Below are 13,018 nucleotides of genomic sequence, written 5' to 3' on the forward strand. Positions count from 1 at the left end.
TTGGATATCAGCACCGGCCGACCGGTTTCGCTCGCGCCTCGCGGCATGGTGACGTCACCGCATTCGCTGGCCTCCTCAGCCGGCGTCGATGTGCTGCGTGCAGGTGGATCCGCCATCGATGCCGCGATTGCCGCCAGCGCCGTGCTGGCGGTGGTCTATCCGCACATGACGGGGCTTGGCGGCGATGCGTTCTGGCTCGTGCATGACGGTGGTAGTGGCGAGATCAAATACCTCAACGGCGGCGGCAAGGCGGCAGCGGGGGCGTCGCTGGCGGCAATGGAGGGGAGAGGGCTGAAAGAGATTCCGCTGCGCGGGATCGTTCCGGCCACGCTGACAGTGCCGGGCGCGGTCGCGAGCTGGGGCGCGGCGCATGAGGCCCTTGGCCGGCTGCCGCTGCAGCGCGTGCTCGAATCCGCGATCGGCTATGCGCGCGACGGCTTTCCGGCCACGGGGCGGCTGGCGAGCTTCATCGCGATGATGCGCGACGATCTCGTTTGGCAACGCGAAGCCGCCGGGATTTTCTTGCCCGGTGGTGCGGTGCCGTCCCCAGGCACAAGGCTCACCAATCCCAATCTGGCAAGGACGCTTGAAGCGATCGGGGATCATGGATGGTCCGGCTTTTACGAGGGGCCCGTCGCCGCTGAAATGGTGCGCTTCTCGCAAGCGCAAGGCGGTTTCTTTCAGCCCGGAGATTTCGAGGCGCAAAGGGCGACCTGGGGTATGCCGCTGACTGGCCGCTACCGCGACGTCACCATTTTCAACACGCCACCGCCGACGCAGGGCTTCACCGTGATCGAGATGCTCAATCTGCTCGAGCCGCTCGAACCGCACCGCATGGACCTGCTCGGACCCGACCGCCTGCATCTGATGGTGCAGGCCAAGCAGATCGCCTATCATGATCGCGATCTCGTGCTCGCCGATCCCGCCTTTGCCGAGGTGCCCGTCGAGACGCTGATCAGCAAGGACTACGCGCGCAAGCGGGGCCGGTTGATCGATCCGGCGCGCGCACTGAAATGGGATGAGGTGCCGTCATTCGGCAGCCTGGCCGGCGATACCGTCTACATCGCCGCGGTCGATCGCGACGGCAACGCGGCCTCGCTCATTCAGAGCCTCTATGGCGGGTTCGGGTCATGCGTGGTGGCGGGCAGCACCGGCGTCGTGCTGCAGAACCGCGGCGCGTACTTTTCGCTCGATCCAAATCATCCCAATCGCCTCGAACCCCGAAAAATCCCGCTGCATACGCTGATCGCGTCGATGGCCAAGCGCGACGGCAAGCTCTGCAGCGTGCTGGGCTGCATGGGTGCCGACGGTCAGCCGCAAATCCAGCTGCAACTCTATTCGGCGATGATCGATCACGGGCTCGACATCCAGGAGGCAATCGAATTGCCGCGGTTCCTGTCCGGCCGCTTCGGGCTCGGCGAAGCGCGCGACACCCTGCACATGGAAAACCGCTTTCCCGCGGACACGATCCGTGCGCTGGAACAACGGGGCCACATCGTCCATCGCTGGGCCCCGTGGGAGGAGATGGCCGGCCACGCCCATGGCATCACTATCTCATTGCACGACGGGACCTTGAGCGGCGGTTCGGACCCACGCAGCGACGGCGCCGCGATCGGATACTGAAAACGTCAGTTCGCGGTCTTGAACGGCGCCACCGCGATCCCGGCTTCCTTCAACGCCTGACGCACGCCACGCCCGATCTCGACCGCGCCTGGCGTATCGCCGTGAATGCAGACGGTATCGGTGCGCATCTTGATCACCTTGCCGGTCACCGAGACCACGGCGCCGTCCTGCACCATCCGCACCACGCGGTCGGCAATCATCTTGGGATCGTGCAGCACCGCGCCCGGTTTCTTGCGCGATACCAGCTGGCCGTCGTCTTCATAGGCGCGGTCGGCAAACACTTCGTGCACCATCGGCAGGTTGGCGGCTTCGCCCGCGGTCACCAGCTTGGAATTTGCGAGCACCACGAAAATCAGATTGGGATCGACCGCTTTGATGCCGTTGGCGATCGCCCGTGCGGTCATGTCGTCCTCGCATGCGACATTGGAGATCGCGCCATGCGCCTTGACGTGGGTGACCTTGTGTCCGGCCGCGGTCGCAATCGCCTGCAGCGCGCCGATCTGGTAGGCGATCAGGTTCTCGATCTCAGATGATTTCAGGCCGGGCATCGGGCGCCGGCCAAAACCGTGCAGGTCGCGGTAGCCGGGGTGAGCGCCGACGCTGACGCCGCGCGCCTTTGCAATCTCGACCGTGCGGCGCATGATATCAGGATCGCCGGCATGGAAACCGCAGGCGACGTTGACCGAGGTCGCAAGCTCGATCATCGCGGCGTCATTGCCCATTTCCCACGCGCCAAACCCTTCGCCGAGATCGCAGTTGAGGTCGATGGTTGTCATGATGATCGTCCGCTTTTGATGAGTGGATCTTGAATTAGTCCGGTCCCGATACGTCCGCAGGCGACGCGACCTGCCAGGTGGCCGCATCGACGGCGCTGACGGCATAGCCGGCGACATTGGCATCTTGCAGCGCGTCGATGTTGAGATCAAAGCTTTCGATTGGCCGCAGGCGGTCGGGCAGGGAACGCAACAAATCAGCGAACTGGCGCGCTGCGGCCTGGGCTTCCGCCATGCTGACGGCCTTGAAGCGAAAGGCGCGCCCGGCCGGCGTCTGCGCAAACCGGGCGAAGTCGGCGGAAATCACCGTCGCGATCTTGGGATAACCGCCGCTGGTGCCGCGATCCGGCATCAGCACGATCGGCTGGCCGTTGCCGGGAACCTGCAGGCTGCCGTTCACGGTGCCGTCGGAAACGATATTGTGGCCGTGCAGGTGCTTGATGACGGGGCCTTCGAGCCGGTAGCCCATGCGGTCGCTGGTGGCCGATATCTTCCACTCGCTGTCGATAAACAGATTTTTGGCATCGTCGGCGAATTCGTCATCCTGCGGCCCCCAGACCACGCGGATCGGCGCCTCGCCTGTGGCCGGCAGTTCGATCCGGCGTTCGGGCGCGCCGCTGGCAGTCGCCGTCTGCAATTCGTCGCCGCTCTGCAGCGGGCGCGGGTAGGGACTGCCGAGCCCGGCGCGGGCGTTAACGGAGAGGCTGCCGAAGTCAGGTTCGCCGGCGATGCCGCCCTCGATGGCGAGGTAGCTGAACGAACCGCTGCGGGCAAAGCCAAGCGTCAACGTCTCGCCGTCGGCCAGCGTCGCAGACGTATCGACCGCAACCGGGCGCCCGGCGATATCGCCATTGCGTGACGCACCTGACAGCGCGATGCGGACCACGCCGCCGCGCGCGGTGAAGACCGCACCAAAAGGGCCGATCTCGACAGCGGCTGCAAACAGCTCGTTGCCGACCAGCGTGTTGGCTGCCGCCAACGCCAGCCGGTCCATCGCGCCGCTCGGCACCAGGCCATAGCGCTGGGAGCCGGGGCGGCCGCCGTCCTGTACCGAACTTGCCGGGCCGATCGAGGTGATGACGAGCTTGCTCATGACGGCATCAACTCGGCCACGATTTCTCCCGCTGCCGCGGCGCGGTCCTGCTCGGCAAAGGTTTTGGTGTCGACCGGCACGAACGTAATGGCGTCGCCGGGCTCCAGCAGGAAAGTCGGATCGCGATGCAACTGATAGGTTCGAACCGCGGTCTGTCCGAGCAGGTGCCAGCCGCTGGGGCCGGCCAGGCATTGCACGCCGGTCTGCACGCCGCCGATCGAGACCGTGCCGGCCGGCGTCAGCAGCCGCGGATTTTGGCGCCGCGGCATTTGCATCGAGGCCGCCAAGCCAGAGAGATAGGACCAGCCCGGCGTGAAGCCGATCATGGCGACGCGGTAGTCGCCGGAGACGTGCCGCGCCACGATGTCGTCGGGCGTCGTCTTGAGCGTTTTGGCGACGTCCTCGAGGTCGACGCCGTGCTCGCCGCCGTAGACCACAGGGATACGCCAGCGCCGGGTCTTTGTCGTTGCCGGTACCGGCAGCTGCGCCAGCGCCAGAATCTGCTCGCCAAGTGCTTCAAATGAAATTCGCACGGGATCGTAATGCACCAGCAGCGAGCGATAGGTCGGCACGGTCTCGGTGACGCCCTCGACTGGCGTGGCCGCCATCGCGCGGTCGAGCGCCAGCACCCGCCCGTTGGCGGCATCATCGATGTTGCGGGAAAATTCCACCGTGATGGCGCTGTCGCCACTGGGCAAAAGGCGGGGCGGGGGTAGCGTCGCGGCCATGGCCTCGGTACTGCCTCAGGATCTGTCTTAGGACTGGCTAGGGACTGCCTCAGGGACTTTTGGCTGAGATCAAGCTGTAGCGTGTTTCGCGCGCCAGTGGAATTCGCTTCGTGCGAAATCATTGAGCAAGTTCAATAAATTAATCTGCATGGCGTTGATAAGCTGTTGTGATCGCACTCCTTCGAACGAGCCCTTGACGCGATGCCTGCGCCCCGCAAGATGCGCTACCTCTTGATCCCTCCCATTGGAGCGTTGCCTTACCGATGTCCCTGACCCCTGAAGCGATCGCGACCCTGTCCCGCGTGTCCACTGCCACCATCACCACAGTCCTGCTGAAGAAGGGCCTGCGGAACGTCTGGATGCGCGGCACCAAACCGTTGCGCCCGGGACAGCCGCGGCTGGTCGGGCCGGCCTTCACGCTGCGCTTCGTGCCCGCGCGCGAAGATCTCGCCACCCCCGAGTCATGGTCGTCGCCGATCTCCACCCGGACTGCGATCGAAGCGATGCCGCAGGGCTGCATTGCCGTGGTCGATGCTATGGGCGTCAAGGATGCCGGTATCTTCGGCGACATCCTTTGCGCGCGCATGGTCAAGCGCGGGGTCGCGGCGCTGATCACCGATGGCGTCGTGCGCGACGTCGAGGGTGTGCTTGGCACCGGCCTGCCGGTCTGGTGCGATGGTTACGCGGCACCACCGTCGGTGGCCGGGTTGACCTTCGTCGGCTGGGGCGAGCCGATCGCCTGTGGCGGGGTTGCGGTATTTCCGAACGACGTCGTGGTTGCCGACCAGGACGGCGCGGTGCTGATCCCCCAAGCGTTCCTCGACCTCATTCTGGCCGAAGGCGCCGAGCAGGAGCGGATGGAAGCCTGGATCGTCAACGAAGTGAACAACGGCGCGGCGCTGCCCGGCCTCTACCCCATGAATGCCGAGACCAAGGCGCGCTACGCGGCAAGCAAGAAATAACGTCAACAAAGCGAGGTAACGCCATGGATATCCACGTCTCCGGCTCGCGGCCGACGCGCAAGGCTCCACCCGACTATTTCACCGGTACGGTCTGGCAGGACCCGATCATCGCCACCGAGGCGCCGGCGCGGCTGGTTTCCACCCGCGTCTCCTTCGAGCCCGGTGCGCGTACGGCGTGGCACTCGCATCCGCTCGGGCAGACCCTGTATGTGGTTTCCGGCATCGGCCGTGTGCAGGCCGTGGGCGGACCGGTCCGGGAAATCAGGCCCGGCGACGTCGTCTGGATCCCGCCCGGCGAGAAGCACTGGCATGGCGCCTCGCCAACCAACGGCATGACCCACATCGCGATGCAGGAAGCGCTCGACGGCAGCTACGCGACCTGGATGGAGAAGGTCACGGACGCCGAGTATGCGGTGAAGGTCGGGTAGCTAATGATCTCTGTGCCCCGGACGCTGCGCAGCACGAAGTGATGCGCTGGCGTGGGTCCCGGCTCTGCGCTGCAGCGCCAAGCGCGCTGCAGCGCGTCCGGGACACTCAGGCTTGAACCGGATTGGTTGACAGCCCGACGCGAGATGGGAAACCGCAAACAAAAGGCCCCGCCGGCGAAGGCGGGGCCTTGGCTGAATGTGCGTCGTTGGCGCGTCAGTTCACACGGGTCCAGGTCTGGCCACCGCAGAACATGCCGCCGAAGGCGCAGCCCTGAACGCGCAGGCTGTCGGAGCTTTTCAGCGCGAGGGTTGAATCATAGGTGCTGCCGGAATTCGGATCGAAAATCCGGCCGCTCCATTTGTTGTCCTTGCCGGGCTTCATGTTGATCAGCACTTGCTCGCCGTTGCGGTTCGACTTCTTGTCGACGGAGTAGCCGCAAAGATTGGGGCCGCATTGTTCGATCCGGACCTTGCCTTCCTTCTCTTCCGTCAGCCAGACGCCAAGCGGCGAGTTCGCCGCCTGCGGGGCCGCCGGCGGCGGTGCGGGCGGCGGCGTTACCGCGGCGACGGCAGGCGCAGGCTTCGGCGCGGGAGGCGGCTCTTGCTGGACCTGCGGGGCGGGTGCGCTGGGCGGCAGTGGAGCGGCCGGCACAGTCACCGGCTCCGCCGCCGGGGCAACAGCGACAGTGGCGGTCGAAGGTTCTGCCGGCGCGGTCGCGACCGGTGCGGGAGCTACAGGAACGGGTGCAGGGGCAGGCGGCACAGCGGCCTGCTCGGCGGGGACAGGCGCGGCGGGAGCAGGTACGGCGGGAGCGACCGTGTCGGGCGGCGTCTTGGAGTCCGTCTTCGCCTGTTGCGGCGACTGCTTGCGCGGACGATCGCGATCACCGTCCTCGTTGCGCGAGCGTTTGGCCTTCGGCGTATTGTCGTAGACGCCTGGGATCTGAACGGTGCCGCGATCGGGATCGATCCGGATGGTGCGGCCGCCGTAATCGAAGGTGTACTGCGCCTGCGCGGCACTGCTCGCCAGCAAAAACGCGGCGATCGCCAGAAGCTTCTTCATGATGACCTCCTGAGCAGGGAATCCCACCCCCCGAAGCTACGCAATGGCAGCTCGCAAAACGTGATCCAGATCACTTTCAAATGATAAGTCGTGTACTCGCGGCTTTGGTTCAATGTCGCCCGCGCAACCTAATTTGCCCCCGACAGACGGTCAATTTGCGGCGAAAATTGCATATTTTGCCGGCCGATCAATCGAACCAGGCGGCGTAGATTTTCCTGAAGCTGCCGTCCTCTCTCGCAATGTGCAGCCACTGATCGACGAAGGCTTTCAGTGCGACGTCGCGCTGCAGCCAATAGGCCTTCTCGGCGAAGTCGAACGGCTTTTCGGGATGCACCGCGCACAGCACGCCGGGATGCAGTTTCTGCTGATACAGCGTCTCCGACGAATCCGTCATCATCAGGTCGGCATTGCCCTTGGCGATCTCGTCGAAGATCGTGACGTTGTCGTTGTGGAGTTTCACTTCCGCGTTCTTGACGTTGGCGCGGGCAAACCGTTCGTTGGTGCCGCCGGGATTGACGATCACGCGCGTGCCTGTTTTGTCGATGTCGGCCATGGTTTCGTACTTGCCCTTGTCGGCGCAGCGGGCGATCGGCGTCTTGCCCTCACGCATGATCGGCGTGGAGAACAGGCCCTTCTTCTGCCGATCAAGCGTGATCGATACGCCGCTCATCGCGACGTCGAAATTGTCGGCCTCGAAATCCTTCATCAGTTGCGGCCATGCGGTGTGGACGAATTCGACCTTGACGCCAAGCGCCTTGCCAAGCGCTTCCGCCATGTCGACGTCAAAGCCGCTGAATTTCGACGTCGTCTTGTCGAGATAGCTGAAGGGCCGGTAGTCGCCGGTCATGCCGACCCGCAACGTGCCGCGCTTGATGATGTCGTCGAGGCGGGAAGGGGCCGGCTGCTGGGCATGGGCTGACATCGTCAACAGGGCAGCCATGCCCAGACCAAATAGCATTCGAAACATCAGTTCTTCTCCGCCGGTGAATTCGATGACACCTTGGTTGTGTTAGCGCAGGATTTAGACCAGATGCCCGCGCCGTACCAGCCGGAGAAATCCAATCGTGACCATCTCGCTTTGTGAAACGTCAGTCGATGTTTTCGTGCCGTATCTCGGCAATCTGTCGGTCTTGCTGGACCACGCCTCAGCCTATGCCAAGGCCAAAAACAGCGATCCGGCGATCCTGCTCAATTTGCGGCTCTATCCCAACATGTACAACCTGACGCGCCAGGTCGGGGAGGCCAACCGTCACGCGGTGGTTGCGTGCGCGCTGCTGGCCGGGCGCGAGCCGCATGTTTTTCCAGAGGCCGAGCCTGATATTGCGGAACTCCAATCGCGTATCGCGGCAGCGATCGCCTTTGTGCAGGGCCTGCCGCGCGCGGAGATCGACGGCGCCGCAGACAAGGAGGTGGTGTTTACATTCAGGAGCGGGGCGACACGCAAATTCACCGGGCGGTCGTTGCTGCTGACATTCAGCGTGCCGCAGTTCTTCTTCCACGTCACTACGGCTTACGACATCCTGCGCCACGCCGGCGTGGATCTCGCCAAGAAGGATTTCCTGGGGCCGCCGAGATAGCGCGTCCGATTACGCCTCGCCGCTGTCTTTGCGCACCAGATTGGCGACGGCGGCGCGTCCTGTCATTTCGCTTTTCAGTTGGTCGAACCGGCGCCGCGCATCGGCTTCGCGGTCGTCGACCAGCTGGATCGCGGCATCCTTGTTCATCGGTCCGCTGACAATGGGCGTTGAATTCTCGCCAATGGTCTCGTCGACGTAATAGTCGCCATCGTCCTCGCGGACCGTCCATTTGAAACGGATCGCGGCCATCGGTCCGGGCCCGACCTTGGAATAGCCATCGGCCTCGAACGGTAGAAAGACCTCAGGCGGCGGGGCGGCCTCGATCGGCGCGGCGGTCTCAAGCGGCGGAGGAACCGCGAGCGATGGCAGTGCTTCGATCGGTTGAAATTCTTCGAGTGGCGGAGGTTCGAGCGGCGGAGGGGTGGCCGCCACCTCTTCAACGGCAGGCCGTTCCCGCTCGCGAGGGATCACGGGCGGCTGATCGAGAATGCTGGCGATCGCCGCCAGGGCGTTGTCGGTCGGGTCGTTTTGGCTCACGATTCGGCCTCCGGATCGAACTCCGTCTGCGGAATCGGTGTCCCCGTTGCCGCCCGGTATCTTTTCCTCGCTTCCGAATGAGGCTGAGTTTTGTCCGTTCAGACGCAAAACCGGCTATGCCGGGCGCGGACCTGTACGGTTAGCCCGCAATACGGAATAAGGGTTCCTTATGGTAGGGCCGGTATGAAAACATCCCGGGCGGCCGCTCGATGGTTCAGCCGTCGCCCGGTTTGATCATGCCGGATCGGTCAGAGCACGTCCTGATTGATGACGTTCTGACGCAACGGATCGCCGTCGAGAACGCTCAGGATATTGCGTGCGGTCTGTTCGCTCATGCGATCGACGGCTTCCCTGGTCACACCGGCGACGTGGGGTGCGAAGATGACGTTCGGAAGCGCGAACAGCGAATGGCCGGCGGGTGGCGGTTCCTGTTCGAACACGTCGAGACCGGCGCCGGCAAGTTTGCCGGACACCAGCGCGTCATGCAGCGCGGGTTCGTCGATGATGCCGCCGCGCGCGGTATTGATCAGATAGGCGGTCGGCTTCAGCCGCCTCAAGCGCGCGGCATTGATCATGCCGACGGTCTCCGGGGTCTTCGGGCAATGCAGGCTGACGAAGTCGGCGCGCGGCAGCGCCGCGTCGAGATCGGTGACTGGCTCGCAGCCGGCGGCCTTGATGTCGGCCGCGGGCTTGTAGGGATCGAAAACCAGCACGTTCATTTCCATCGCCTGGCAGCGCTTGGCGGTGCGGGTGCCGATGCGGCCGAATCCAACGATCAGCACGGTCTTGCCATAGAGGTCGTAGGGCAGCATGCCGAGCCTGCTCGGCCATTTGTTGTCCCTGACGATGGAGTGCATTTCCACCGCGCGTTTTGCCAATGTCAGCATCATGAACAATGCGCACTCGGCAACGGAGGGCGAATTCGCGGTGCCGGCGACCATCAGCGGCACTTTGCGGCGGCTCAACGCCGGCACATCGACGGCATCAAAACCGACGCCGATCCGGGTCACCACCAACATGTCCCTGGAAGCTTCCAGCTCCGTTTCACCGAAACGGGTGCCGCCGAGGGCGACGCCATGGACCGGCGCATGCTCCTTGAGCTTCGCCTGGAAATCCGGCTGCGAGATCATGTTGGGGAATTCGACGAGTTCGATATCCTCGCGTGCGTCGAGCAACGCACGCCCCTGCTGTGACATCGATTCCGTGACGAAGATTTTCTTCTTGTTGGTCGCCATTTCCTGCCCTTGGGTAACTGTTGTCTCCGCCGTCAAATGACGGCGCCGCTCACCTCGTTTAGCAGGTGCATATTGTTGAGGTCCACTGCCAATCGGAGCGGGGCGCCATCCTGTGCGCCGGCGTTGGGGTTGACCCGGCCGCAAACTTGCGTGCCGTCGATCGGGAAGTAAATCAGCGTTTCCATTCCCATCGGTTCGGTCACATCGAGCACAGCATCGAAGTTCTCGACACCCGGCTCGGCATGCGGGCTGGCTTCCGTGATGTGCTCGGGCCGCAGCCCCAGCAGCAGCTTGTCGGTCCGCGACACGCCTTGGTATCTGGCGGCGCGTTTAGGCGGCAGCGGGAAGGCGAGACGGTCGGTGATCCGGGCGTGCAGCTTGCCGCCGGATTCCTCGAGCCGGCAAGGAATGAAGTTCATCGCCGGCGAGCCGATGAAGCTCGCGACGAATTTGGTGGCGGGATTGTGATAGAGCTCGTTCGGTGTTCCGATCTGTTCGATGCGGCCATGGTTCATCACCACGACCCGGTCGGCGAGCGTCATCGCCTCGACCTGGTCGTGGGTAACGTAAACCGTGGTGGTGCGGACCTTCTGATGCACCTTCTTGATTTCGATCCGCATCTGGACGCGGAGCTTGGCGTCAAGGTTGGACAGCGGCTCATCGAACAGGAACACCTTGGGGTTACGCACGATGGCGCGGCCCATGGCGACGCGCTGGCGCTGACCGCCTGACAGCTGCTTCGGCTTGCGGTCGACGAGTTCGACGATGTCGAGCATGCGCGCGGCTTCGTCGATCCGGGTCTTGATCTCGGCCTTCGGATAGCGCTTCAGCCGCAGCCCAAACGACATGTTTTCCGCGACCGTCATGTGCGGGTAGAGCGCGTAGTTCTGGAACACCATGGCGATGTCGCGGTCCTTTGGCGGCACGTCGTTGACGACGTCGCCTCCGATCATGATATCGCCGTCAGTGATGTCCTCTAGCCCCGCGATCATCCGCAGCGTGGTCGATTTTCCGCAACCCGACGGGCCCACCAGCACGACAAACTCATGATCGGCGATATCGAGATCGATGCCACGCACCGCCTCGACGTCGTCGTACTTCTTGACAACCTTGCGCAACGTCACGTCAGCCATGAGTTCAACCCTTTGTCGCACCGGCGGTCAGGCCGGCAATGTAATAGTCCATCAGGAACGCGTAGATGATCAGCGGCGGCGCGGCGCCGAGCAGGGCGCCGGTCATGATCTGGCCCCACGCGAACACGTCGCCCTTGATCAAGGTCGTGACGATACCGACCGGCAGCACCAGTTGATCCGTCGATGTCGTGAAAACCAGCGGATAGAGAAACTGCGCCCAGGAAACCGTGAAGGCGAAGATGGTCGCGGCGATCAGGCCGGGCAGGGCGACGGGAATGAAGATCCGCGTCAGCGTCTGGAACCAGGACGCGCCGTCGATGATCGCGGCCTCGTCGAGCTCCTTGGGGATGGAGGCGAAGTAACCGATCATGATCCAGGTGCAGAACGGCACCGTGAGCGTCGGATAGATCACCAGCAGCACGTACCATTTGTTGATCAGCTGGATCCCGGTCAGGTCGCCAAACGCGACGAACATCTTGAACAACGGGAGAAACAGCAGCGTTTCCGGGATGAGGTAAGTCAGGAAAACCCCGGTCGCGAGCGTTGCCGAGCCCCAGAACCGCATCCGTGCCAGCGCAAAAGCCGCGGGCACGCTGATCAGCATGGTGATGGTCACGACGAAGATCGAGACCAGCGCCGAGTTGCGGAAGAAGGTCAGGAACTGGTTCGATGTCAGCAACTCGACGTAGTTCGACAATGTCGGATGGTAAACCCACCACGGGTTCGTCGCCGCGGAGATTTCGGCGCTGGTCTTCAGCGACGTGATTACCATGTAGAGCGGGGGCACCAGCGCAAAGACCGCGAACAATGTGAGGAAGAAGTACGACCATCGCAGCGCCCAGGTGCGGTCGCGGCTCATGCTGCGCAGTTTGACGGGGCGGGTCGGGGCGGCCTTGTCGATCACGACGGTGCTGGTCATCAGGATTCATTCCCGCGTTTGTTGATGTCGCGCAGGATGAACACCGCCGCGATTGCGAGTATCGGCACCATGAACAGCGAGACGCTGGCGCCGAGCGGAATGTCGCCGCCCTCGATACCGATGCGGAATGCCCAGGTGGCGAAGACATGGGTACGGTCCAGCGGGCCGCCGGCGGTCAGGATGCGCACGATATCGAAATTGGCGAAGGTGACGATCACCGAAAACAGCGTCGTGATCGCGATGATGTTGCGCATCATCGGCAGCGTCACGTACCAGATGCGCTGCCACCAGTTGGCGCCGTCGATGGCCGCGGCCTCATAGAGCTGATCGGGCACCGACTTCAGCGAAGCCAGATACATGATCATAAAGAACGGGGCGCCGAACCAGATATTCACCAGGATAACCGAGAATCGGGCCCAGCCGGTCTCGCCGGTCCACGGAATCCGGTCGACGCCGACGCCGGCCAACAAATAGTTGAAGGCGCTGTACGACGGATCGAACAGCCACAGCCACGCCAGCGTGCTCATGGCCGGTGGGATGACCCAGGGCACTAGCAGCATGCCGCGCCATTTGCGCTGCCCCTTGGCCGGAATGTTGTGGACGAAGTGGGCCACGATGAAGCCGATCAAGGCCTTGAAGAAGACGGCGGTGATCGCGAAAATGCAGGATTGCTCGACCACCAGCCAGAAGGTTTCCCGCTTGAACAGGAACTGGAAGTTTCCGAGCCCGATGAAGCGCTGCATCGACTTGTTCAGGGTGGCCAGATGCAGCGAGTAGAAGGCGGGATAGATGACCAGCAGCGAGATCAGCAGGATCAGCGGCAGCGTCATCAGGAAGGCTGCGGTCGACTTGCGCTTCAGGGCGGTTCGTAAACTGGCGCGCTTGCGCGCCGTTCGCGGAGCGGCGTTACGCTCAATCGCGACATCAGCCATGATGCATCTTCCTCG

The 13,018-nt window shown here is 63.6% G+C and carries 14 protein-coding genes; 4 read left to right on the top strand and 10 right to left on the bottom strand.

Going from position 1 to position 13,018, the window contains the following annotated elements:
- Complete coding sequence (gene ggt, locus JQ600_RS23580) at positions 1–1,623, top strand: gamma-glutamyltransferase (protein WP_212390773.1); 1,623 nt, start codon at positions 1–3, stop codon at positions 1,621–1,623.
- A 5-nt stretch (positions 1,624–1,628) separates the two neighbouring features.
- Here the strand turns inward: ggt and JQ600_RS23585 are convergent, their stop codons facing one another.
- Genes JQ600_RS23585 through pxpB form a run of 3 tightly spaced genes read right to left on the bottom strand, consistent with a single transcriptional unit; the run spans position 1,629 to position 4,217 of the window.
- Positions 1,629–2,399 (bottom strand): LamB/YcsF family protein, encoded by a 771-nt coding sequence (locus JQ600_RS23585; protein ID WP_212390774.1) that lies wholly within the window; start codon positions 2,397–2,399, stop codon positions 1,629–1,631.
- Between the two features lie 34 nt (positions 2,400–2,433).
- Positions 2,434–3,489 carry a biotin-dependent carboxyltransferase family protein gene (locus JQ600_RS23590; protein WP_212390775.1) on the bottom strand — a complete coding sequence of 352 codons (1,056 nt, stop codon included), beginning with the start codon at positions 3,487–3,489 and terminating at the stop codon, positions 2,434–2,436.
- Positions 3,486–4,217, bottom strand: coding sequence for a 5-oxoprolinase subunit PxpB (gene pxpB, locus JQ600_RS23595; RefSeq protein ID WP_212390776.1), 732 nt, complete (start codon positions 4,215–4,217; stop codon positions 3,486–3,488). Before pxpB ends, JQ600_RS23590 begins: the two co-directional genes overlap by 4 nt.
- Before the next feature lie 263 nt (positions 4,218–4,480).
- Here pxpB and JQ600_RS23600 point away from each other — a divergent pair, with 263 nt between their 5' ends.
- Both JQ600_RS23600 and JQ600_RS23605 read left to right on the top strand, forming a co-directional pair.
- Positions 4,481–5,179: a ribonuclease activity regulator RraA gene (locus tag JQ600_RS23600; protein WP_212390777.1), complete on the top strand. Its 699-nt coding sequence runs from the start codon at positions 4,481–4,483 to the stop codon at positions 5,177–5,179.
- A 23-nt stretch (positions 5,180–5,202) separates the two neighbouring features.
- Positions 5,203–5,607 (top strand): cupin domain-containing protein, encoded by a 405-nt coding sequence (locus tag JQ600_RS23605; RefSeq protein WP_212390778.1) that lies wholly within the window; start codon positions 5,203–5,205, stop codon positions 5,605–5,607.
- A gap of 214 nt (positions 5,608–5,821) precedes the next feature.
- Here the strand turns inward: JQ600_RS23605 and JQ600_RS23610 are convergent, their stop codons facing one another.
- Entirely contained in the window at positions 5,822–6,670 is an 849-nt protein-coding gene (locus JQ600_RS23610; RefSeq protein ID WP_212390779.1) for a DUF2147 domain-containing protein, read from the bottom strand.
- A 187-nt stretch (positions 6,671–6,857) separates the two neighbouring features.
- Positions 6,858–7,637: a transporter substrate-binding domain-containing protein gene (locus JQ600_RS23615; RefSeq protein WP_212390780.1), complete on the bottom strand. Its 780-nt coding sequence runs from the start codon at positions 7,635–7,637 to the stop codon at positions 6,858–6,860.
- A 97-nt stretch (positions 7,638–7,734) separates the two neighbouring features.
- On the opposite strand from JQ600_RS23615, the gene JQ600_RS23620 reads away from it, so the two are divergent.
- A complete protein-coding gene (locus JQ600_RS23620; RefSeq protein WP_212490117.1) occupies positions 7,735–8,247 on the top strand; it encodes a DUF1993 family protein in 513 nt (170 codons plus the stop codon).
- A 9-nt stretch (positions 8,248–8,256) separates the two neighbouring features.
- Here the strand turns inward: JQ600_RS23620 and JQ600_RS23625 are convergent, their stop codons facing one another.
- The 5 genes from JQ600_RS23625 to JQ600_RS23645 form a co-directional block, all read right to left on the bottom strand.
- The gene (locus JQ600_RS23625; RefSeq protein WP_212390782.1) at positions 8,257–8,784 is read right to left on the bottom strand and encodes a hypothetical protein; all 528 of its coding nucleotides are present in this window, start codon (positions 8,782–8,784) and stop codon (positions 8,257–8,259) included.
- A 248-nt stretch (positions 8,785–9,032) separates the two neighbouring features.
- Positions 9,033–10,019 carry a hydroxyacid dehydrogenase gene (locus tag JQ600_RS23630; RefSeq protein WP_212208656.1) on the bottom strand — a complete coding sequence of 329 codons (987 nt, stop codon included), beginning with the start codon at positions 10,017–10,019 and terminating at the stop codon, positions 9,033–9,035.
- 32 nt (positions 10,020–10,051) lie between these two features.
- Positions 10,052–11,152, bottom strand: coding sequence for an ABC transporter ATP-binding protein (locus JQ600_RS23635; RefSeq protein ID WP_212390783.1), 1,101 nt, complete (start codon positions 11,150–11,152; stop codon positions 10,052–10,054).
- Between the two features lie 4 nt (positions 11,153–11,156).
- The gene (locus tag JQ600_RS23640) at positions 11,157–12,071 is read right to left on the bottom strand and encodes a carbohydrate ABC transporter permease (protein ID WP_212031516.1); all 915 of its coding nucleotides are present in this window, start codon (positions 12,069–12,071) and stop codon (positions 11,157–11,159) included.
- Positions 12,071–13,003 (bottom strand): carbohydrate ABC transporter permease, encoded by a 933-nt coding sequence (locus tag JQ600_RS23645; RefSeq protein WP_212031515.1) that lies wholly within the window; start codon positions 13,001–13,003, stop codon positions 12,071–12,073. The genes JQ600_RS23640 and JQ600_RS23645 overlap by 1 nt, the downstream gene beginning before the upstream one ends.
- Between the last annotated feature and the right edge of the window lie 15 nt (positions 13,004–13,018).

This window comes from Bradyrhizobium sp. AUGA SZCCT0176 (assembly GCF_018130145.1).
In the GTDB taxonomy this organism is placed as follows: domain Bacteria; phylum Pseudomonadota; class Alphaproteobacteria; order Rhizobiales; family Xanthobacteraceae; genus Bradyrhizobium.